The sequence below is a fragment of the Rheinheimera sp. EpRS3 genome, from assembly GCF_001513785.1.
Lineage (GTDB): Bacteria > Pseudomonadota > Gammaproteobacteria > Enterobacterales > Alteromonadaceae > Alishewanella.
The window spans coordinates 482,245-504,670 of sequence record NZ_LNQS01000010.1; the positions used below are offsets into that span (position 1 = coordinate 482,245).

Consider the following 22,426-nt stretch of genomic DNA (forward strand, 5'->3'; position numbering starts at 1 on the left):
GTTTACCTTAGCCTACAGCTGCCGCACCTGCGACGATCTCGCTAAGCTCCTGGGTAATCGCGGCCTGACGTGCTTTGTTGTACACCAGCTTCAGGTCGTCCATCAGGTTACCGGCGTTGTCGGTTGCAGCCTTCATGGCTACCATCCGCGCCGCGTGCTCACTGGCAGAGTTCTCTACCACGCCCTGATAAACTTGCGATTCAACGAAGCGGTCCAGTAACATATCGATGATAGGTTGTGGATCCGGCTCGTACAGGTAATCCCAGTTATGCTCTTTTTGTGCAATGTCTGCTTTTGGCAAAGGTAAGAGTTGATCGATCACTGGCTCTTGCTTCATGGTGTTGACAAACTTGTTGTACACCAGGAATAAGCGGTCAATCCGGCCTTCGTTAAATGCTTGCAGCATCACTTTTACCGAACCAATCACATCAGCCAAACGTGGTACGTCACCTGAACCCGCCTGTTGCGCGACTACCTTACCACCGAAACGCTTGAAAAAGGCTGTTGCTTTGTTGCCGATAACAGCAAACTGCGCATCTACGCCTTTGTCTTTCCAGCTTTTCAGCTCAAGGGCAACTTTCTTAAACTCGTTGGTATTCAGGCCACCGCAAAGACCACGATCAGTAGAAATGACAATATAGCCAACCCGTTTTACCTCACGCTCCGCTAAATACGGATGGCGGTATTCCAGGCTGCCATTGGCAACGTTACCGATCACTTTGCGCATACCTTCAGCGTATGGGCGTGTTGCAGCTACACGGTCTTGCGCTTTGCGCATTTTGCTGACCGCAACCTTTTCCATAGCACTGGTGATCTTGCGAGTATTGTTAATACTCCCGATCTTACTTTTTATCTCTTTACCACCGGCCATGACTGTATCTCCGTTTCATTCAACGAACGGGGTGGCAAGCCACCCACATTGCTTACCAGGTCTGCGTTGCCTTGAATTTATCAATGGCAGCTTTGAACGTAGACTCGATTTGGTCGTTGTAGTTACCGGTTTTATCGATATCAGCCATCAGCTCAGCGTGTTCAGCTTTCATAAAAGCGATTAAGCCGGCTTCAAAATCGAGGATTTTGGCCACTTCAACATCTTTCATAAAGCCTTTTTCGATAGCGAAAATAGACACACCCATTTCGGCAACAGACATCGGGCTGTACTGCAGCTGTTTCATCAGCTCAGTGACCTTCTGGCCGTGCTCTAACTGAGCGCGGGTTGCTTCGTCAAGGTCAGACGCAAACTGCGCGAACGCTGCCAGCTCTGAGTACTGGGCTAATGCCAGACGAATACCACCACCTAATTTCTTGATGATCTTGGTTTGTGCTGCACCACCTACCCGCGATACCGAAATACCGGCGTTCACCGCAGGACGGATACCGGCGTTGAATAAGTCAGTTTCTAAGAAGATCTGACCATCAGTAATCGAAATTACGTTAGTAGGTACGAACGCAGATACGTCACCAGCCTGAGTTTCAATAATAGGCAGCGCGGTTAAAGAACCGGTTTTGCCAGTTACTTCGCCGTTGGTTAAACGTGCTACGTAGTCAGCGTTAACGCGTGATGCGCGCTCCAGCAGACGTGAGTGCAAATAGAATACGTCACCCGGGTAAGCTTCACGGCCTGGCGGACGGCGTAACAGTAACGAGATTTGACGGTAAGCAACAGCTTGCTTAGACAAGTCATCGTATACAATCAGCGCATCTTCACCGCGGTCACGGAAGTACTCGCCCATGGTACAGCCAGAGTATGGCGCCAGGAACTGCAGTGCCGCCGCTTCAGACGCAGAGGCCACTACCACGATAGTGTGGGCCAGGGCGCCGTGCTCTTCCAGCTTACGTACTACGTTAGCGATGGTAGAAGCTTTCTGACCAATAGCAACATAGATACATTTAACGCCGGTGCCTTTCTGGTTGATGATGGCATCAATCGCCAGCGCCGTTTTACCGGTCTGACGGTCACCGATCAGCAATTCACGTTGACCACGACCGATAGGGATCATCGCATCAACCGACTTATAACCAGTCTGCATTGGCTGATCTACCGATTGACGGTCGATAACGCCTGGCGCGATTTTTTCTACCGGTTCAAAGCCAGCGGCTTCAATCGGGCCTTTACCGTCGATAGGTGCACCTAAGGTGTTAACCACACGGCCTAATAACGCCGGGCCAACCGGTACTTCTAAGATACGGCCGGTGCTTTTTACTTTAGTGCCTTCGGTTAAGTCCGCGTACGGGCCCATAACTACAGCACCAACTGAGTTGCGCTCTAAGTTCAGCGCGATAGCATAGCGATTGCCAGGAAGCTCAATCATTTCGCCCTGCATACAATCTGCAAGACCATTGATACGAATAATACCGTCTGTTACCTGAACGATAGTACCTTCGTTACGAGCTTCACTGACCACTTCAAACTGAGCAATACGACTTTTGATCAGTTCTGATATTTCAGTGGAATTCAGTTGCATTCTCTGTTCCCCAATTATGACTGCAGCGCAGTTGCTAAACGATCCAGCTTGCCGCGGATCGAGCCATCAATAACCATGTCACCTGCTTTGATCAGCATACCGCCAACCACTGCAGGATCTTCGCTACAGTTTAATTTAACTTTGCGTGCCAAACGTTGCGATAATGCTGCGGCTAGCTTGTCTTGTTGTGCTTTATTCAGCTTGGTTGCAGAAACCACAGTAACGTCGATTTCTTTTTCAAACTCAGCTTTTAGCGCAATAAAGGCAGCTAACACTTCAGGCAACGCCAACAAGCGATGATTTTCTGCCATCACTTTAATAAAGTTCTGGCCGTGCTCATTGAGTTGCTCACCACATACCTGAATAAACAGACCGGCCTGCTTGTCAGCAGAACCGTTGGCGCCTAAATAAGCACCAACCTGGTCATTCTTTGCTACTTCTGCAGCAAAGACCAACATCTGCAGCCAGGCGTCCAGTGCTTTTTGCTCTACAGCAAAATCAAAGGCCGCTTTGGCGTAAGGACGAGCAATATTAGTCAAATCAGACATAGCTCATCCTCATTACAGTTCTTGAACCAGTTTTTCCAGAATGTCGCTGTGAGCAGCTTCATCAATAGAACGTTGCAGAATTTTCTCTGCGCCTGCTACTGCTAATGCAGCAACTTGCTTGCGCAGCTCTTCGCGTAAACGATTACGTTCCGCTTCCAATTCTGCTCTGCCAATCGCCAGAATGTTTTCACGTTCAGCGTTGGCTTTGTGCACGGCTTCATCCAGCATTTTGGCTTCGCGTTTTTTCGCTTGCTCAATAATGTCTGCTGCTTGTGCTTTAGCATCTTTTAGCTGATCTTTGGCTTTGTCCTGCGCTAATGCCAGGTCTTTTTCCGCACGATCAGAAGCTGCTAAACCGTCAGCAATTTTTTTCTGGCGCGCTTCGATCGCATTGATCAACGGCGGCCATACAAATTTCATACAGAACAGCACGAACACCGCAAATGCGATTAATTCGCCTAGCAGAGTGGCGTTTAAATTCACGACCGCTCCTCCTTAGTTAACAGTTGTTCGGAATAACACAAAGCTTCAATTACATTGCGAACAACATGTACATGGCGATACCAACGCCAATCATCGCAACGGCGTCAATCAGACCTGCCAGGATGAACATTTTAACTTGCAGTGAAGGGGCCAGTTCCGGTTGACGCGCACAAGCTTCTAAGAACTTACCGCCCATGTTACCGAAACCCAGTGCAGTACCGATAGCACCGAAACCGATTAACAAGGCAACTGCGATTAATTTAAGACCTAATACTAGTTCCATTTTTTTCTCCGATATTTCAATAGTTAAAGTTAAAGTTTAAAAAAATCAGTGGTTATCTGAACTGGCCATGCTTAGGTAAACAATGGTCAGCATCATAAATACAAACGCCTGCAGCACTATTACCAGAATATGGAATACCGCCCAGACAAAGTGCAGTGGTAACTGCGCTAAACCCACGGCACCAATCAGGATAAAGATCATCTCGCCGGCGTACAGGTTACCGAATAAACGCAACGCCAGTGAGAACGGCTTGGCAACTAAGGCTATGGTTTCCAGCAATAAGTTGGCCGGGATCAGGATAATTTGCAGTGGTACGTTTTTGCTGCTAAACGGGTGCAGCGTTAATTCTTTAATAAAGCCCAATACGCCTTTAATGCGAATTGAATAACCGATCATCAGAATAAATACCCCGATGGCCAGCGCAGCAGTTAAGTTGATATCGGTGGTGGGTACAATTTTCATGTACACATCTTGCGAATCCATACCTAAGGCTTGTTCGCCAACAAAGCCGGCAAAAGCGGGCAGGAAATCTACCGGGATCAAATCCATCAGGTTCATCAGAAACACCCAGACAAAGATAGTCAATGCCAGTGGTGCGATTAATTTACTTTTGCCGTGATAAGTATCTTTAACGTTAGTGGCAACCAGCTCAACCACCATTTCGATAAAGCACTGAAACTTCCCCGGAACGCCGGTAGTGGCTTTTGTCGCTGCACTGCGGAAAATCCACAGAAACAACAAACCAAGGCCAATAGACCACGCTAATGTATCGACATGCCATGTCCAGAACCCGGCCTCACTACACGCTTTATTAAATGCAACGCTACCATCAACGGTACACATTTTGGCGTTAGTAAGGTGGTGCTGAATATGGCTAGAGAGGGTTAACTCTTCACCTGCAGCCATGTTTCATCCCATTGTTAATGTTTAAAAAAAACTGGTGCTGTCCATTGTGCTAACAGCGTAAGCAGAAAACCGGTTAAAAAAATACCTGGCACCAGTTGTTGCTGCGTAAATACGACGCCTAAAAGCACAGCGGTTAATATTAATTTTAGTGACTGCCCCCGCATAAAGGCTGCCAATACTGCATTTGCGTTATGTGATGCACTGTAACGAAAAGCAAAAAACACAAATACACAATTTGGTATTACTGCAACCAAGCCACCTTTAAAGGCGGATTTGGCTGCTGCTGCATCGGCAGCTAAAAAAAAAGCCAGTGCGATAACCCCGGCTACTGCAAGCTGGCACAGTACCAGCTTATAAGCTGATTTGCGCGCCAACGCCGCACTTTGTTCAGTCACTGTATGTCCCCCTGAAATCACCCATGAAGGGGGTATGAAAAACTTGCGAAAGTATACTTATCTGCCTTCAATTTGCAACAAAAAGCGGCATCAGCACTGGTTTAGTACATATTATTGGTAAATAGTGGAGCATTATTACTCAGCTGCATTCAACTTATTAATAATACCGTCTAACTCATCTAAGCTGGTATAACTAATTTCTAATTTACCTTTGCCTTTGTTGTTGTAACTAATCTGCACCGGTGCAGCAAAACGCTCGCTTAACCGTTGCTCCAGCGCCAGTACATCCGGATCACGCGGTTTTTCTGCTACTGCAGGTTTAGGTTCTAAAATCCGTCGGACTAAATTCTCAGTTTCGCGCACCGTAAGTTGTTTTGCTGCCACTAAACGCGCAGCATCAGATTGCTCGTTATCTTTTAAGGCTAATAACGCCCGGGCATGGCCCATTTCAATATCGCCATGCTCCAGTAACAGTTTAACGTCGTCATTTAACTGGTTCAGCCGCAATAAATTGGTGACTGAAGCGCGGGATTTACCCACTGCATCGGCCACTTGCTGGTGGGTCAAAGCAAATTCAGTCAGTAAGCGATCCAGCGCCACCGCTTCTTCCATCGCGTTTAAATCTTCGCGCTGAATATTTTCAATCAGTGCAATAGCGACAGCGGCTTCGTCCGGTACATCTTTAACAATACAGGGTACTTCAGCCAGTTGCGCTAACTGGCTGGCACGCCAACGCCGTTCACCGGCGATAATTTCAAACTTATCTTTTGCCAGCGGCCGCACTACTATCGGTTGAATAATGCCCTGAGCGCGGATAGAACTGGCTAAATCTTCCAGTGCTTCCTGCGACATATCTTTACGTGGCTGGTATTTGCCCGGCACCAGAAACTCTACCGGCAGCTGTTGCAGCGCGCTGGCTGTTGTCGTGGCGGTATCACTGTTACTGGTTCTGTTGGACGTAAGTAAGGCATCCAGACCCCGGCCCAGGCCGCGTTTCTTTACCGACATGCTAAATAGCTTCCCTAAAATTATTCAGATCAGACAGAGGTAGTGCTGTTAACCGTTTTTTTATCGGCCCGGCGCAGCATTTCGCCCGCCAACGCCAGATACGCTTTAGCCCCGGTTGAGCTTTTATCGTAATACATTACCGGTGCACCAAAACTGGGCGCTTCAGCCAACCTTACATTGCGCGGGATCACCGCGCGGTAAACCTTGTCACCAAAATGTTGTTTTAACTGTTCCGAAACATCATTCGCCAGACGATTGCGCGGATCGTACATGGTTCTTAATATACCTTCGATCTTTAACTCAGGATTAACCGCAGCAGCAAGCTGATTAATGGTATCAACCAGCGCTGTTAAGCCTTCCAGCGCAAAGTATTCGCACTGCATCGGTACCAGCACGGTATCAGCAGCGGCCATGGCATTTACAGTAAGCATATTCAGTGACGGTGGGCAGTCGATAAAAATAAAGTCGTAACTGTTGCGGTAATCTTTCAGCGCGTTGCGCAAACGCAGTTCGCGGGCAAATACATTCATTAAACGCACTTCTGCCGCGGTAAGATCAGAGTTTGCCGCCACCAGGTGATAGCCACCGGCAGTCTCTTTTACCAGTACGTCAACCAGCGGTTTTTCATCAACCAGTAAATCATAGGCGGTGGCCGGCAGGCTATATTTATCTACGCCACTGCCCATGGTGGCATTGCCCTGCGGATCAAGATCGATCAATAGCACCTTGCGCTTGGTCGCAGCCAGTGAGGCAGCCAGATTCACTGCCGTAGTGGTTTTACCAACACCACCTTTCTGGTTAGCTATTGCGATCACTTTCGCCACAAGATGTCCTCGTTATCAGTTAGCAGGGGTTCAGTATTACCAAATGCCGCTGTGCTTGCAACTGCGGTACAACAAGAGGCTGAACGGAGGCTACTTTAACAAAATCAGGCAAAGCTGCAATTTCTTCTTGTACTGCAGCACCTTTCATGGCGAAAAAGCAGCCGTTTGTCGCGGGTAAATGTCGACACCAGCTGAGCATATCATTGATTGAGGCAAAAGCGCGGCTTATTACGCCATCATAGCCTTGTTCTGGCTGATGTTCTTCTACCCGGCTTTGCAACGGCTGAATATTAGCCAGCTTCAGCTGTAATTTAACCTGATTTAAAAAGCGGATACGTTTGCCCAGGCTATCTAGCAGGGTAAAGTGTTTATCCGGGTAATAAATGGCCAGCAACACGCCTGGTAACCCTGGGCCTGTACCCACATCGATAAAGCGCTCACCGGTTAAAAACGGTGCCACCACTAAACTATCCATTACGTGCTTGATCAGCATTTCTTCAGGGTTACGCACTGAAGTCAGGTTATAAGCACTGTTCCATTTATCCAGTAGCTGTACATAGGCGATACATTGTTGCAACTGCCGTTCAGACAGCGTCAGGCTGGTTTGCGCTACCAGCGCCTTAAGTTTTTCTAACATCGTGATCCTTAAGCTGGCTTACGCTGATTTTCGCAGTAACCCTTGTTTTTTTAAGTAAACCAGCAGTAATGATATCGCCGCCGGCGTAATACCGGAAATACGCGATGCCTGGCCAACAGTTTGCGGCTGAGTCTGGTTTAGTTTAACGATAACTTCGTTGGATAAACCTTTAACTTGTTTATAATCAAACTGTTGTGGTAACAGCGTTTGCTCATTGCGCTGCTGTTTAGCAATTTCATCTTGTTGACGGTGAATATAACCTTCGTACTTGATCTGAATTTCTACCTGCTCGGCAGCAACAGGATCAGCCAGTCCTGGGCCCAGATCGGCTATTTGCATCAGATCAACGTAATTAATCTCTGGCCGGCGTACCAGTTCTTCCAGGCTGGCCTCTTTGCTTAAAGGGGTTTTAACCAACGCATTAACCGCTGTCAGTGCAGCATGTTGCGGGTGGATCCAGCTTTGTTTTAAGCGCTGGCGTTCCAGCGCAATCTGTTCCATTTTTTCATTAAATGCCGCCCAGCGAGCATCATCAACCAGGCCAAGTTCACGGCCTTTTTCCGTTAAGCGTGAGTCGGCGTTATCTTCACGCAGCATCAGGCGGTATTCAGCGCGGCTGGTAAACATCCGGTATGGCTCTTTAGTGCCCATGGTGGTTAGATCGTCTACCAGTACACCGAGATAAGCTTGTTCACGCCCTGGTGACCAGCTGTCTTTATCCTGGCTAAACAGCGATGCATTTAACCCTGCCAATAAGCCCTGAGCACCGGCTTCTTCGTAACCTGTGGTGCCGTTAATCTGGCCGGCAAAAAACAGGCCTTTAATAAATTTGGTTTCCAGGCTGTTTTTCAGATCGCGTGGGTCAAAAAAGTCATATTCAATGGCGTAGCCTGGCCGGGTGATATGCGCGTTTTCCATACCTTTAATTGAGCGCACTATGCTCAGCTGTACATCAAATGGCAAACTGGTTGAGATACCATTTGGGTAAACTTCATGAGTAGTTAAGCCTTCCGGCTCGATAAAGATCTGATGCTTGTCTTTATCGGCAAAGCGCATAATTTTATCTTCAATTGACGGACAATAGCGTGGGCCTATACCTTCAATTACACCGGTGTACATTGGTGATCTGTCCAGATTATTGCGGATCACATCATGGGTGTTTTCATTGGTGTAGGTGATGTAACAGGGTATTTGTATTGGATGATCAGCCTGTTTGCCCATAAACGAAAACACCGGAGTAGGGTTATCACCTGGCTGTGGCTGCATCAGTGAAAAATCGATGGTACGGGCATCAATACGTGGTGGCGTGCCGGTTTTTAAGCGATCTACCCGAAATGGCAACTCACGTAAACGTTTTGCCAATGCAATAGACGGCGGATCGCCTGCTCTACCGCCTGAATGGCTTTGTAAACCGATATGAATTTGGCCACCCAAAAAAGTACCCACGGTAAGTACTACAGATTTAGCCTTAAACTTTAACCCCATCTGGGTTACTACGCCGCTAACTTGATCGTTTTCAACCATCAGATCATCACAGGCTTGCTGAAAAATACTTAAGTTTGGCTGGTTTTCCAGCATTGTACGAATGGCAGCACGGTACAACTGCCGGTCAGCCTGTGCTCTGGTGGCTCTTACCGCAGGGCCTTTAGAGCTGTTTAAGGTGCGAAACTGAATACCGCCTTTGTCAGCGGCTATTGCCATAGCGCCGCCTAAAGCATCAATTTCTTTGACCAGATGACCTTTGCCAATACCACCAATAGCCGGATTGCAGGACATTTGTCCTAAGGTTTCAACATTGTGGGTTAGCAATAATGTTTTACGGCCCATGCGTGCAGCTGCCAGAGCGGCTTCGGTGCCGGCATGGCCACCGCCTACAACGATAACGTCGAATGTCTCTTGGTACAGCATAGTTGCCTCAGTATTTGGTTAATCTGTCAAAGTGTTTAAGGGGCGCTATTGTAGCGCGATCCAGGGGTAAGTGGAATGCTGTACCGGGCTTAGGATCTTCTAAATTAAATAAGATCTTTTTAGAGATCTTTTTATTATTTTTACTACTAAGGAGCCGGTTTTCAGTGCATAAGCGGATCTTTATATGAATGATCAGAAGCTTACTAAGGATCAGATCCTGTGATCAAGCTAGGATCTGTTGCGGTTGAACCGGTGATCAAAATGGCACTTTATCCACATGTCAGAAAAATATTTTTTTTATATTTAGGATAAATACAGCTTAATAACCGGTTTTACCTATACTTATGCACAGAGTGATTTATTAATTTGTAATTTTGTTGATAACTTGGGTGTAACTGGATCCTAACGCTTAAAATGCTTTTATCATGGCTTTATCATGCTGATATCAAGACTGTTCGCCAGATTGGCGGTAAGGTAACGACAAGTTGGTTTTATTGCTGAGGCCAACCTGGGAGAGACTAACGTTATCCTGTTCTTCCTGAGATATACTTGTGTTTGCGGGTGCTTGCCACCCGCTTTTTTTATTGCAGCGTTTTAATAAAGTCAGGTAGCCAGCGCAGGGCATGTTCCTCTGGCAGTTCGGCATCCTGGGCATCAATTTGCAGTGGCATTAACAAGCATTTTGCCTGCTGCATATCTAGTAAACTCGCTATTTTCTCGCCAGCCAGACAAAAAGTATCGTAGGCAGAGTCACCTAAAGTGATCACGGCATAAGAAAGTGTGGTAAGATCACGCCGATCTTGTGCTAATTGATCCGCAAAGGGTTGAATATTATCAGGCAGATCTCCTGCGCCATAGGTGGATGTGATCACTAACCAAACCCCGGAAGGGTTAAGGTGATCCAGTTCGGGTTTCAGATGAAGTGTTGCTTCATAGCCCGCTTGTACCAGTGTTTCAGCAACTTGTTCTGCCACATATTCCGCTGCGCCCATTTGGCTGCCAACGAGGATGTCTATCATGATATGCCTCTTGTCATAAAAATGTTTGGCTATACTACTGGAATAAAATCAGTTAAAGCTATGCTTTGGTCTGATTTACGTGCTTTTACTGCTCTGCAGGCTAAGTAAAAGCAACAATAGCACTACCACTACGCCTGCGTGTTATTGAGGTTTAAACAACGTATGTCTGACACTGTGTCATTTTCCCAGCTAATGCTGCCTGAAGCTATTGTTCGTGCTGTCACTGAACTTGGCTATGAAACGCCGTCGCCTATCCAGGCTGCTGCTATCCCAAAACTATTAGCTGGCGAGGATGTATTAGGCCAGGCGCAAACCGGTACCGGTAAGACCGGTGCTTTCGCGCTGCCTTTATTAGCACGGCTTGACCCTGCGCAAAACGATCCACAAATTCTGGTTCTGGCACCAACCCGTGAACTGGCGATTCAGGTTGCTGAAGCCTTTCAGGCTTATGCCCGTTATATGCCGGCGTTTCATGTACTGCCGTTATACGGTGGCCAAAGCTATACCAACCAGCTTAAATCACTAAAACGTGGCTCTCAGGTTATTGTCGGTACACCCGGCCGTATTCTTGATCACTTAGACCGTGGTACGTTAAAGCTGGATAAGCTGCGCGCTATCGTACTGGATGAAGCCGACGAAATGTTGCGTATGGGTTTTATCGATGATGTGCAAACTATTATGGATGCTACGCCGCCAGGCCGTCAGGTTGCGATGTTCTCGGCAACCATGCCTGCACCCATCCGCGCTATTGCGCAGAAGCATTTAAAAAATGCTGAAGAAATTAAAATTGCTTCTAAAACCAGTACCGTTGAGCGTATTACCCAACGTTATGTGATGTTAGATGGTAACCAGAAGCTGGATGCGTTAACTCGCTTGCTGGAAGGCGAAGAGTACGATGCCACTATCGTATTCGTGCGCACCAAAAGTGCCACTGAAGAAATTGCCGAGAAACTGGGCGCACGCGGTTATGCCGTGGCCTGCTTAAACGGTGATATGAACCAGGCACACCGCGAACTGACCATTCGTAAAATGAAAGCTAACCAGCTGGATATTATTGTGGCAACCGACGTTGCCGCCCGTGGTTTAGACGTAGAACGTATCAGTCTGGTAGTAAACTACGACATTCCTTACGACAGTGAAGCCTATGTGCACCGTATTGGCCGTACCGGCCGTGCCGGTCGCGAAGGTAAAGCGATCTTATTCGTGTCACCACGTGAGCGCCGTTTGCTGCGTACTATTGAACATGCTACCAAACAGCCAATTGAGCAGATGTCACTGCCTACCGGCCGTGTGATTGAACAGCGTCGTATCGAATCGTTCCGTGAACAGTTAGCGCAAACCATCGAAACTCAGGATTTAAGTTTCTTCCAAACGTTAATTAACGATTGGCGTGAGAAGATTGAAACTACAGAAAATGATCTGGCTGCGGCTTTACTGTTTTTAGCGCAGAAAGACCAGCCGTTAAACGTGGCCAGCCAGTTCCCGGAAATCCGTGAGCCGCATGCCCGTGGTGAGCGTGAAGAACGTCCACGCCGTGAGCGCTCAGATCGCCCTGAACGCAGTGGCGAGCGTCCGGATCGTGGTCCACGTGTGAAGCGTGAAATGAAAGGCGATTACCAGACTTACCGCATTGAAGTAGGTAAAGAGCATGGTGTGCGTGCCGGTGATATCGTGGGTGCCATCGCCAACGAAGCTAATATCGACAGCCAGTTCATCGGTAATATTAAGCTGTTTGATCATTTCAGCACGGTAGAGTTGCCGGCAACTATTCCGAATGAAATTTTCCAGCACCTGAAAAAGGTATATGTGCGTAAGCAAAAGCTTAATATCACCGTAGACAGCGGCGCGACAGCTGCGGCAGCAGGCGAGCGTCGTCCGTCGAACGGCCCGGGCCCACGCCCTGGTGCTGCGCCACGTGCGCCGCGCAAGCCGCGCGACTAAGTTTCACCCGTTATAAGAAAACCCTGCTACGGCAGGGTTTTTTATTGGCGACAGATTAACCATGGTACGTGTTAAACAGTGCTTGTTTGACAAGCTGAAGTTTCTTATTGTAGAAAGCTTGCTTAACACACTGAAAATAATAAGAGTGCAGCTGATTATGCCGACCATTTTTTCCCGCCCCCTGCCGTTGTTTAGCCTGCTGACAGCGTTGCTGTGCAGTACGGTTGTAAATGCTGATGCTATCCGCCAAACCAAAGGTGACTTTGAAGATAAGTTTCGCCAATTAGACGAAGTGCTGCCGACGCCGAACGTATATCGCAATGCTGCCGGTGAACCGGGCCAACAATACTGGCAGCAACAGGTTAATTATAAAATGGACGTGGTGTTGGATGAAACCAAGCGCCAGCTTAGCACTAGACAGCAAATCCATTACAAAAACAATTCACCCTATACGCTGAAATACTTGTGGCTGCATCTGGATCAAAACATCTTTAAAAACGATTCAATGGCGGAAATGAGTACCGACTTTGGCGGTATCGGCCGCCGTGGCCCGGCAACCTCTGTTGGCGATGGCGACATTACCGCGCGCTTAAGTCTGGAAGAGTTGCGCCGGCAGCAGTTTATGGCGGATAACGAACTAGGCTTTGTGATCAGCAACGTTAAAAGTAGCAGTGGCAAAGCGCTGAAAGTCACCATTGTTGGCACCTTGATGCGCATCGATTTGGATAAGCCGTTAAAGCCTGGCCAGGCTACAGATTTCAGCCTCGATTTTTCCTTTAATATTGTGGAAGAAGACGCAGTATCGGCCCGCTCCGGTTATGAGCACTTTCCGAAAGATGCGCGCGAAGGCGGTAACGATATTTTCTTATTAGCGCAATGGTTTCCACGGCTGGTGGCTTACACTGATTACGAAGCCTGGACCAATAAAGAATTTTTAGGCCGCGGTGAGTTTACGCTGGAGTTTGGCGATTACGATGTCAAATTAACGGTGCCTGAAGACCATATAGTGTCGTCCACCGGTGAGTTACAAAACAGCAGCAAGGTGCTGACTAAACAGCAATTAGCCCGCCTGGAGCAGGCCAAAACCGCCAAACGCCCGGTGTTTGTAGTTACTGAACAGGAAGCGTTGGAAAACGAGAAAGACGGCACTGATCAGAGCAAAACCTGGCATTTTAAAGCAAAAAATGTGCGCGATTTTGCTTGGGCTTCATCGCGCAAATTTATCTGGGATGCCAAAGGCTATCAGCAGGGCGGCAGCGAGCAGCCATTTGTGATGGCAATGTCGTTCTACCCGAAAGAAGGCGGTGAGCTGTGGCAAAAATATTCCACCGAAGCCATAGTGCATACCATGGAAGTGTATTCACGCTTCTCGTTTGACTATCCGTATCCGGTAGCGCAGTCGGTTAATGGCCCGGTAGGCGGCATGGAATACCCGATGATCACCTTTAACGGCCCGCGTACTAAGTTGCAGGACGATGGCCGCCGCACTTATTCCCAGGCGGAAAAGCGCTTTTTAATTGGTGTGGTGATCCATGAAGTGGGTCATATTTACTTTCCGATGGTAGTCAATTCCGACGAGCGGCAATGGACCTGGATGGATGAGGGCTTGAACAGCTTTTTAGATGGTGTGGCTGGCCGCGAATGGGACCCAACCATCCCATGGGGCGTAGAACCGCGCGATATTGTCGACTATATGAAGTCAGACGTGCAGGTACCGATTATGACGCAGTCTGACAGCGTATTAAAACTGGGCCCTAATGCGTATACCAAGCCGGCGGCGGCGCTGAATATTCTGCGCGAAGTGATTTTAGGCCGTGAACTGTTCGATTTCGCCTTTAAAGAATATGCCACACGCTGGAAGTTTAAGCGGCCAACGCCCGCCGACTTTTTCCGTACTATGGAAGAGGCCAGCGGCGTTGATCTGGACTGGTTTTGGCGTGGCTGGTTTTACAGCACCGATCATGTCGATATCTCGCTGGATAAAGTGTTTCAGCTGCGTTTAGACACGAAGAACCCGGACATTGATTTCGAGCGTCAACGCCAACAGGAGCTGGATAAACCGATGCCGCTATTTGTTGAGCGTAATAAAGCTGAAGGTAAAGTGTTGTGGATAGACAAAAATCCGGATGTACGTGATTTTTATGATGATAACGATCGCTTCACCGTTACCAACAAAGAGCGCAATGCCTACACCAAATTTTTGCATGAGTTAGAGCCGTGGGAGCGCAAAGCCTTTGAGCGCGCAGTGGCAGAAGATAAAAATTACTACGTACTCCAGTTTAGCAACAAGGGCGGCCTGGTAATGCCGATTTTGCTACAGCTGAACTATGCCGACGGCAGCAGCGAGCAGCAGTATATTCCGGCCGAGATTTGGCGTCGTAGCCCCAAAGCGGTGAATAAGCTGATTGTTACCGCCAAAGATAAAGTGCTGCAGGATGTAGTGGTAGATCCGAAATGGGAAACTGCGGATGTGGATATTGAAAATAACTTTTATCCGCGCCGTATTATCCCGTCACGCATCGAGGCATATAAAGCTGACAAGAGTAAAGCTAAAGTCAGCCGCGATATTATGCAAGACAGCAAAACTGAGCTGAAAGATCCGGCAAAGAAGCCCGATAGCGAAAAAAAGGATAACAATTAATGCGTGTGCTGGCGTGTTTGGTTGTTCTGGCCGCGTGCAGCGGTCAGTTAGCGGCACATGAAATGAAAGCTGCGCTGACTAAGCTGGTATTTAACCAGCGCAGCGGCAATATCGAAGTAATGCACCGCTTTTATGTGCACGACGCCGAACACGGCGTTAAACAGCTATTTGATAAAAGCGCCGATCTGTTAAACAGTCAGCAAACCCAACAGACATTCAGCCAATATGTCAGTGAGCATTTTGCGCTGACAACCCCGGCGGGTGAGGCTATCAGTTTAACGCTGGTTGGCGGGCAACTGGACGGCCGGTTTTTCTGGGTGTATCAGGAAGCGCCAATCCCACCAGAGCTGCAGGGCTTGCGCATTAAGCATAACGCCTTGCAGGCCTTGTGGCCGGCACAGGTAAATACCGTCAATATAGAGGGCCGTGGTGAGGTAAAAAGCTTAAGCTTTGATAGTAAAACCGGCTGGCAGCAGCTGAGTTTTTAACGCCGGCTTTAAATATAACTGAACCGCCGCCATATAGCAGGCTATAGCCATAGTGTGGAGTTTGCCATGATTGTTGCCTGCCCGAATTGTAATGGCCTTAACCGCTTGCCTGCTGATAGGCCGGCAGCGGCTGCAAAGTGCGGTAAATGTAAGCAGTTACTGTTCAGTGGTGCACCACTGGATCTGACCAGTGCGAATTTTGCCGCTCATGCGCAAAAAGCTGAGCTGCCGCTGGTGGTGGATTTTTGGGCCAGCTGGTGCGGCCCCTGCCAGAGCTTTGCGCCGGTTTTCAGTCAGGCTGCACGTGAGCTGGAGCCGCATTTTCGCTTTGGTAAAATCAATACTGAGCAGCAGCAACAGTTGGCGGCACAGTTTAATATCCGCTCTATTCCTACTTTAATGCTGTTTAAACAGGGTAAGGTTGTCGCACAACAAGCCGGCGCTTTACCCAAGCAAGCCTTTTATCAATGGGTATCAAGTTATAAGTAAGTGTTCACTTACATTTGGAGGCGCTATGACAACTAAGGTTTTTACGCTAAGCAGTGCGGATATTAAAGAAGGCCATTTTATGGCCAAAGATCACGAGTTTGATGGCTTTGGCTGTAGCGGCAAAAATGTATCGCCTGAGCTTAACTGGGCTAATGCCCCGGCGGGGACAAAAAGCTTTGCTGTTACCGTATTTGACCCGGATGCACCCACTTGCTCAGGCTTCTGGCACTGGCTGGTAACCGATATTCCGCTTGACACTAATGGCCTGGCACGCGGTGCCGGTAAAGGCAGTTTGCCAACGGGCAGCCGCAGTTTTAACAATGATTATGGCAGTAAAGACTTTGGCGGCGCTTGCCCGCCGGAAGGTCATGGTATGCACCGTTATCAATTTACCGTGTGGGCCTTACCCGAAGAAGCCCTGCCGGCCGCTGATGGCGCCAGCGCTGCAGTGGTCGGTTTTATGTTAAATGCTATGGCGCTGGGCAAAGCCACGTTAACGGCAACCTATGCCCGTTAATCATTATAAAGGTACATCAGACTAAGGCCGCATACCGCGGCCTTTTTTCTTGCGCTAAGCTAAGGTTTTCGCCTTGCGGGGTTAGTACTCTGACAACCACAGCTAATATGATGCCGCAACGTTTCTATGTATTGCTAGCCGGGTTTTTCAGCCAGTTACTTTGCCTGGGTGTGGCCCGCTTTGCCTATACCCCGCTGTTGCCATTAATGCAGCAGCAAAATGTGCTGGATGACGCCAGTGGTGGTTATCTGGCTGCGGTTAACTATTTGGGCTATATGGCCGGGGCTTTGCTGGCGGCCAGCCTGAGTAATCTTAAACTAAAAGATACGCTATACCGGCTTGGCTTAATTTTAGCGGTGCTGAGCACTCTTGGTATGGCGTTAACCGATAACGTCTGGCTGTGGTCGTTCTGGCGTTTTGTGGCGGGCTTAAGCAGCGCTTGTTCCATGCTGATTGCCTCCGGCCTGATTATGCACTGGCTGTTAAGCCACAAACAACGGGCTGAACTGGGCATTCACTTTGCCGGCTTAGGCTTTGGTATTGCACTTGCTGCGGTATTGGTAGAGCTGATGCTGAGCCAGCAGCTGGACTGGCGCACCCAGTGGCAGTATTTAGCCGTGTTCGGCGTGTTACTGGCCATTCCGGCCTGGCGCTGGTTGCCACGCCCTGCTGCGGTTACTACTGCCGCGCAGAGCCGCTCAACTGATACACCACCGTCTAAACCCTTTTACCGCCTGATGCTGGCTAGCTACTTTTGCGCCGGTTATGGCTATGTTATCAGCGCTACCTTTATCGTTACCATTGTTGAGCGTATGCCGGGTTTAAGCGGCAGCGGTAACCTGAGTTTTATCATTTTAGGTTTAGCGGCCGCGCCGGCGGTATTGTTGTGGGATTTAATCGCGCGTAAAACGGGCTACCTGAAAGCCATTATGCTGGCGTTGCTGGCACAAAGCGCCGCTATTTTGCTGCCGTTGTGGTTTAGCTCACTAACAGCGGTGCTGTTAAGCGCAGCCTTATTTGGCGCGACCTTTGTCGGGGTGGTTAGTTTAGTGCTAACCATGGCAGGGCGCTTGTATCCGAGTAAACCGGCGAAATTAATGGGCAAAATGACACTAGCTTATGGCAGTGCCCAGGTACTGGCGCCGGCGCTTACAGGTTATCTGGCCGAAATAACAGGCCAGTACGATATTGGTTTGTATCTGGCTGCCGGCTTTGTTACTTTAGGAGCATTACTGATTGCGGTGTTGATCACAACGGACAACACCGCGCAGCAGTTGGATGCAGTAAAAACTTAAATTAACATATTAATTGTTGGTAAAGTGTTTTCTCAGGGCCTCTAATCCATCCTCATAAATGCCCTGAAAAAGCGCAGATATCTCGTCCTCAGCCGTAACCGGTAAGTTGATAAATGTTGAAGCTTTTGCCATGTTAAATCTTCCTGTTACTTGTCGACTGGCAGTGGTGCGGCAGGATTGACCAAACCGTCACTACGAAGCTGTTTCCAGAAATCCGCCGGGACTATAGCTTCAAGGGCTGCACTGTCTTCAGCCAGACGGCTTGGTTTGCTGGCTCCAGGGATCACAGCTACAACTGCAGGGTTTGCCAGCGCAAATTGCAGACCAGCTGATTTCATACTGACGCCATAACGGTCGGCAATAGCTTTAATTTTTGCTACCTTGAGCAGAATTTCCGGCGTAGCTGGCGCATATTCAAAGTTAGGCCCACCAACCAGTGCGCCAGAACTATAAGGACCACCGGCGACTATACCCAGGCCTTGTTTCGTTATTTCAGGCATCAGACGTTGTAGTGCGCGGTCATGATCCAACAACGTATAACGGCCCGCCAACAGGAAACCATCAGGACGTGGTTCGTCAAGATCAAGCAGCAGTTCAATCGGCTCAACGCGGTTAACGCCCAGGCCCCAGGCTTTGATAACACCTTCATCACGCAAACGGTCAAGGACTTTGAATGCACCTTTACGGGCACTTTCAAAGTGGCTGAGCCATTCATCGCCATAGAAATCCTGAGCTACATCATGAACCCAGACGATGTCAAGATAATCGGTCTTCAGACGCTTCAGGCTGTCTTCAATGGAGCGTAATGTGGCGTTTTCAGAGTAGTCATTGACGATTTTATTTGGTCGGCCGTATTTGAATACGTCACCTTTTTCTCCCAGATCGCGGGCACTGACATCTTCAATCTCATCGAGAATGACACGCCCCACTTTGCTACTAATCACGTAGTCTTCGCGAGGGTATTGAGAAAGCACATTACCCATACGAATTTCAGCTAAACCAGCCCCGTAGAAAGGAGCATTATCGTAATAACGGATTCCACTGTTCCAGGCCGTCGCCACTGTGGCAACAGCTTCTTCTTCCGGAATATTGCGGAACATATTGCCAAGCGGGGCGGCGCCAAACCCCAGTTTGCCAGGAAGAATATTTTTAATACTCATAATCAATACCTTAAAGTTAGTTAACCAGATGCGAACTCTTTAGTTCAGTCATAGTCTTGAGTTGCGTCTTGCCCGAAAACCTGAGGCAAGAGCGACCCGCTTCATTGCCGGACGTATATAGTTATAGGGCAAAAGCTTGGCTCTGAGTAGACGTTAAGCATTCCAGGCACTTTGGAAGTAAATGCATAAATAGACGGGCCAGCGCTGTTTTATCATCGGCAAATTTTGCCAATTATCACCGCGAGTGACCAAACTCCGGCTGGTTTCTGCTTTGTAACGGTGCCCAGCGCTAGACGTGGTTGAGGTGTTGTTGCCGCAGATTTACTTACCGATACAGAAAGTGAAATGTTTATATAATTCAAATATTTATTTGATATTAAGTGGTTGATTAGTGGGCCTGAATCGGATTAGTAAATATCATGCCAATTGACACTAAACTTCTTAATATTTATCCAAATTTTTGACGTAAATAAAAAAAGCCCCAACTTTCGAAGGGGCTTTCTCTAAATCTTGCCTTTCGGCTAAAAAATTAACTTGCCTTTCGGCTACCTGATAAATGTTACGCACTAACTTGCTTGTTGTCAACTATAGCTAGTAAGGAGTTCATACCTATTGAGATGATTATACCTTCTCTTACTTTTTTTAAGGTATCTTCTGACATTTGGTGGGCTAAAATATGTGACTGCTGAACGTCATCGTAGATGTCTCTAAGTCTTCCTCCATCAATTGTTGTGACAAGATTACTTTTTGCCCACCTAGCGGTTTCAGCTTCATACCGTTTGGTTACAGGAAAATCGCCTAGCTTTAACGGAACATGAAACCCTTTACTCTCAGGCTCTTTCTCAACACGGTTGGCTGTCTCTTTTGTGCTGCTAATTGGAACTACTACGTATTGACCTCTGTGCTTTCCGACGACAACAACAGCTCTTCTTTTTATCATTTCATTCGGAATTCTGTAATTGTAGTCATCTTGAACCGCGTCATCTTTATCAGATGTAGTTAGACCATCCATTTTCTTCTTGAACATTCCGAATTCACATTCATATATATGTCCAATTTTCACGTTTCCATTAATCTTTAACTGAGCCATTTACTTTCCTAAATACATATCATTCATAGGGTAATTCACCAAAAAGGCCAATCATAAGATCATCTTTGAGAACATGAAAAGGTAAATTGACGTAGCTGTCTGGATGCCTTGGTTTTGCTCGCCCGTCATTTGGAGCATTTTTAGTATGGCCTTGAACTTTTTCTCCATTTTCCTTGATATATGGAAGGACGACTAATCGACCATGATTTTTTGAAATTATGGTACCCTCAAACCAAATTGCGCTTCCATCCGAACTTTCACTACTAGCCGTTTCCTTAACTTGCCATCCTATATTTCCGCTCTCTTCAAACCAAAATACATAACCATTTGACACAACAACTTGATGACCTTGAGATTTTGCTTCAGCTAACAAGCGTTGCACACTAGCCAGTTGAAGTAACTGATTAGCTCTTGGAAGCAATATTTTGCGAATGGACGCTTTAATCTTGCCCCAATGCGATTCAGCACTAAATCCGAATCCATTCGCTACTTTTGATCTTTCCGCAAGCTGCGCGCCTTTTCTTCCTACGTTATATGGTTTTGACCAAGCACGTTCATTTTGTCGATATAAAATCGCTTTTTGATTAGCGGTCCTCGTAAATGCTATACGTAAGTAAGGCAGGGTTTGCAGTTGATTAAAAAGGTCTTCTCTAAATATCTCTGCGCTTGCTGGTAATATTATGTCGTTGATGCTGATTCTTTCTTGTTGTTTGGAGCGTCTTATTGCTTCTGAAAGCATTAATTGTTCTTCGTTAGCTAAGCGAGATTTGGCTTGAATGGTTTTTTTTGCCTTCAACTCCAGAGAATATCGCTGCTGTTCACTTAAATCTAGCTTAGACAAATTAGCTAAGTGTTGAATGTTACGCTCATCTGCAACAGATACCGCTCTATCAAAAGTTGTAAAATACTCGGCTTTTACATGGCCATTTTCTGTCAATATTGTTGACTTAAACCACTTCAAGGAACCGTCTGGACAAATCTTATAGTCGTGCATAAGCCAACCTTGTGTTTCGTACCAAGGTTCAGGCCAAACAGCCAATGTTGGGTAGCCGTAGCCCGGCATTTGTTCTGGTGTCATAGAGTGGCCTTAATTTTTATTTTAGATTGACACACAATAGCAATTTTGGCTATTTTCATACGTAGCGCTACCGGCGCTTGCTGCCCACCTTGGCGAACCCGGACGGGACGGTTTATCAATTCAATTTAAAGTTTGTGATCATTCATGAGCTATCTGGCAGTGGGCACCAGTCTGCTCGTGTAACGGAGCACAGACTATGTTATTTCAAGTAACACCACCAAAAGGCGTAAATCTAGCCAATTTTAATTTTGATGCAGTTCCTGCTGAGTATTTCACTGACTTTGTTATATCCAAAAAGGACCTTGAGATTTTTAGGCATCAAGCAAAAAAACTCAAACGTGAAAATAAAATTCCTCACCATGCCGCTTTAGATCTGATAGCAAGCAACATGAAGTTCCATCACTGGAAGCATCTATTAACATGGCGTGAAAAATCACAAGAAATTGAACAAGCGTTTTATAAAGGTTGTGTAGTAGCCTTTGATTCTCTTGAGCACGTGGATTTGGAGGATGGATCACTAATTGAGATAGGCCGCAGTACTCTTATGCACTTATTTGGTCATGAGCTGAAAGAACTCTATGGTAGTCAAGTTGATGAGGATGATAAATGTGGCCGCCTTGTTTCTGAGACGCACAGCGATTCTGACCTGATGCAATACGTTCAGGAGAGTGTTGAAGGAATGGACTTTTATCGGATTGCACCTACCGTTTATTATCGCTCGTTGAAGCAAGCAGTAAAGATAGTCCAGGACAGGTGTTTTTGGCTGCCAATTATAATGCGATACCGAGGCCGTATTATTGATACCCGTTCACTACCAACCAAGAACAATGACGGCAACATCGTAGGTTTGAGATACTAAATTGCTGACCGGGCAGATTTATTTGAAGCAATCTAATAATCTGCCCGGTATGTCATCATGTTCTTAGCTTTAACGAATTGACTTTCTGTGCGACGAAATGAGATCTGTCGGCTTCAGTTTCAACAGGATTACTAAGTAGCCATTCTTCAATTTTTCTCCGGTCAAAGAATACTAACTTGCCGTTTGGCTTAGAGTGCGGAATTTTACCGGTATGCGTCAGCTTGTAGATATAGCTGACGCTCAGCCCAGTGAAAGCTGAACATTCAGCCACATTCAATACTGCTTTGCTATTCAAGTTACCGTACATCATTACCTCCAAAGCGGTTTTTTGATTGTTTAGTTGGGTGTTGTCCCGTAAAACAGAATCTTCATTTTTTTCTGTCATTGTCGTT

Annotated in this window: 23 protein-coding genes; 7 read left to right on the plus strand and 16 right to left on the minus strand. The window is 47.3% G+C overall.

The annotated features are described in order from the left end of the window. Window positions 1–7 precede the first annotated feature (7 nt). The 12 genes from atpG to mioC form a co-directional block, all read right to left on the minus strand. On the minus strand, window positions 8–871 hold the full coding sequence (gene atpG, locus AR688_RS17520; RefSeq protein WP_068237052.1) for a F0F1 ATP synthase subunit gamma: 864 nt from the start codon (window positions 869–871) through the stop codon (window positions 8–10). A 52-nt stretch (window positions 872–923) separates the two neighbouring features. Further along, window positions 924–2,465: a F0F1 ATP synthase subunit alpha gene (gene atpA / locus AR688_RS17525; RefSeq protein ID WP_068237054.1), complete on the minus strand. Its 1,542-nt coding sequence runs from the start codon at window positions 2,463–2,465 to the stop codon at window positions 924–926. A 14-nt stretch (window positions 2,466–2,479) separates the two neighbouring features. After that, on the minus strand, window positions 2,480–3,013 hold the full coding sequence (gene atpH, locus AR688_RS17530) for a F0F1 ATP synthase subunit delta (protein WP_068237057.1): 534 nt from the start codon (window positions 3,011–3,013) through the stop codon (window positions 2,480–2,482). Window positions 3,014–3,025: 12 nt separating this feature from the next. Next, window positions 3,026–3,496, minus strand: a complete 471-nt coding sequence (gene atpF, locus AR688_RS17535) for a F0F1 ATP synthase subunit B (protein ID WP_068237060.1) — start codon at window positions 3,494–3,496, stop codon at window positions 3,026–3,028. A gap of 49 nt (window positions 3,497–3,545) precedes the next feature. Continuing rightward, window positions 3,546–3,779 (minus strand): F0F1 ATP synthase subunit C, encoded by a 234-nt coding sequence (atpE, locus tag AR688_RS17540; protein ID WP_008985017.1) that lies wholly within the window; start codon window positions 3,777–3,779, stop codon window positions 3,546–3,548. Between the two features lie 45 nt (window positions 3,780–3,824). Beyond that, window positions 3,825–4,685 (minus strand): F0F1 ATP synthase subunit A, encoded by an 861-nt coding sequence (gene atpB, locus AR688_RS17545; RefSeq protein ID WP_068237061.1) that lies wholly within the window; start codon window positions 4,683–4,685, stop codon window positions 3,825–3,827. A gap of 14 nt (window positions 4,686–4,699) precedes the next feature. Next, window positions 4,700–5,080, minus strand: coding sequence for an ATP synthase subunit I (locus tag AR688_RS17550; protein WP_068237064.1), 381 nt, complete (start codon window positions 5,078–5,080; stop codon window positions 4,700–4,702). Between the two features lie 135 nt (window positions 5,081–5,215). Then, window positions 5,216–6,088 carry a ParB/RepB/Spo0J family partition protein gene (locus tag AR688_RS17555; RefSeq protein WP_068237067.1) on the minus strand — a complete coding sequence of 291 codons (873 nt, stop codon included), beginning with the start codon at window positions 6,086–6,088 and terminating at the stop codon, window positions 5,216–5,218. Window positions 6,089–6,117: 29 nt separating this feature from the next. Beyond that, window positions 6,118–6,912, minus strand: a complete 795-nt coding sequence (locus tag AR688_RS17560; protein ID WP_068237070.1) for a ParA family protein — start codon at window positions 6,910–6,912, stop codon at window positions 6,118–6,120. Between the two features lie 19 nt (window positions 6,913–6,931). Further along, window positions 6,932–7,549: a 16S rRNA (guanine(527)-N(7))-methyltransferase RsmG gene (gene rsmG, locus AR688_RS17565; RefSeq protein WP_068237073.1), complete on the minus strand. Its 618-nt coding sequence runs from the start codon at window positions 7,547–7,549 to the stop codon at window positions 6,932–6,934. 18 nt (window positions 7,550–7,567) lie between these two features. Next, window positions 7,568–9,457, minus strand: coding sequence for a tRNA uridine-5-carboxymethylaminomethyl(34) synthesis enzyme MnmG (gene mnmG / locus AR688_RS17570; RefSeq protein ID WP_068237076.1), 1,890 nt, complete (start codon window positions 9,455–9,457; stop codon window positions 7,568–7,570). 581 nt (window positions 9,458–10,038) lie between these two features. After that, window positions 10,039–10,476, minus strand: a complete 438-nt coding sequence (gene mioC / locus AR688_RS17575; protein WP_068237078.1) for an FMN-binding protein MioC — start codon at window positions 10,474–10,476, stop codon at window positions 10,039–10,041. 162 nt (window positions 10,477–10,638) lie between these two features. Between mioC and AR688_RS17580 the strand changes: the two genes are divergently transcribed. The 6 genes from AR688_RS17580 (at window position 10,639) to AR688_RS17605 (ending at window position 17,847) form a co-directional block, all read left to right on the plus strand. Beyond that, window positions 10,639–12,417, plus strand: a complete 1,779-nt coding sequence (locus AR688_RS17580; RefSeq protein WP_197412273.1) for a DEAD/DEAH box helicase — start codon at window positions 10,639–10,641, stop codon at window positions 12,415–12,417. A 61-nt stretch (window positions 12,418–12,478) separates the two neighbouring features. Then, window positions 12,479–15,058, plus strand: a complete 2,580-nt coding sequence (locus AR688_RS20540) for a M1 family metallopeptidase (RefSeq protein WP_231732132.1) — start codon at window positions 12,479–12,481, stop codon at window positions 15,056–15,058. Then, window positions 15,058–15,546, plus strand: a complete 489-nt coding sequence (locus tag AR688_RS17590) for a DUF6702 family protein (RefSeq protein ID WP_068237080.1) — start codon at window positions 15,058–15,060, stop codon at window positions 15,544–15,546. The genes AR688_RS20540 and AR688_RS17590 overlap by 1 nt, the downstream gene beginning before the upstream one ends. Before the next feature lie 66 nt (window positions 15,547–15,612). Next, a complete protein-coding gene (trxC, locus tag AR688_RS17595; protein ID WP_068237083.1) occupies window positions 15,613–16,035 on the plus strand; it encodes a thioredoxin TrxC in 423 nt (140 codons plus the stop codon). A 25-nt stretch (window positions 16,036–16,060) separates the two neighbouring features. Continuing rightward, the gene (locus tag AR688_RS17600; RefSeq protein ID WP_068237085.1) at window positions 16,061–16,552 is read left to right on the plus strand and encodes a YbhB/YbcL family Raf kinase inhibitor-like protein; all 492 of its coding nucleotides are present in this window, start codon (window positions 16,061–16,063) and stop codon (window positions 16,550–16,552) included. Between the two features lie 107 nt (window positions 16,553–16,659). Continuing rightward, the gene (locus AR688_RS17605) at window positions 16,660–17,847 is read left to right on the plus strand and encodes a YbfB/YjiJ family MFS transporter (protein WP_068237086.1); all 1,188 of its coding nucleotides are present in this window, start codon (window positions 16,660–16,662) and stop codon (window positions 17,845–17,847) included. Between the two features lie 146 nt (window positions 17,848–17,993). Here the strand turns inward: AR688_RS17605 and AR688_RS17610 are convergent, their stop codons facing one another. The 3 genes from AR688_RS17610 to AR688_RS17620 all read right to left on the minus strand — a co-directional run bounded on the left by AR688_RS17610 (window position 17,994) and on the right by AR688_RS17620 (window position 21,175). Beyond that, window positions 17,994–19,007, minus strand: coding sequence for an aldo/keto reductase (locus tag AR688_RS17610; protein ID WP_068237089.1), 1,014 nt, complete (start codon window positions 19,005–19,007; stop codon window positions 17,994–17,996). Between the two features lie 559 nt (window positions 19,008–19,566). Continuing rightward, the gene (locus AR688_RS17615; RefSeq protein ID WP_068237092.1) at window positions 19,567–20,097 is read right to left on the minus strand and encodes a type II toxin-antitoxin system PemK/MazF family toxin; all 531 of its coding nucleotides are present in this window, start codon (window positions 20,095–20,097) and stop codon (window positions 19,567–19,569) included. 19 nt (window positions 20,098–20,116) lie between these two features. Next, complete coding sequence (locus AR688_RS17620; protein WP_068237093.1) at window positions 20,117–21,175, minus strand: hypothetical protein; 1,059 nt, start codon at window positions 21,173–21,175, stop codon at window positions 20,117–20,119. 196 nt (window positions 21,176–21,371) lie between these two features. On the opposite strand from AR688_RS17620, the gene AR688_RS17625 reads away from it, so the two are divergent. Further along, a complete protein-coding gene (locus AR688_RS17625) occupies window positions 21,372–22,034 on the plus strand; it encodes a hypothetical protein (RefSeq protein ID WP_068237094.1) in 663 nt (220 codons plus the stop codon). A gap of 55 nt (window positions 22,035–22,089) precedes the next feature. On the opposite strand, the gene AR688_RS17630 is transcribed toward AR688_RS17625, so the two are convergent. Further along, entirely contained in the window at window positions 22,090–22,419 is a 330-nt protein-coding gene (locus AR688_RS17630; RefSeq protein ID WP_197412275.1) for a helix-turn-helix transcriptional regulator, read from the minus strand. Window positions 22,420–22,426: the final 7 nt, after the last annotated feature.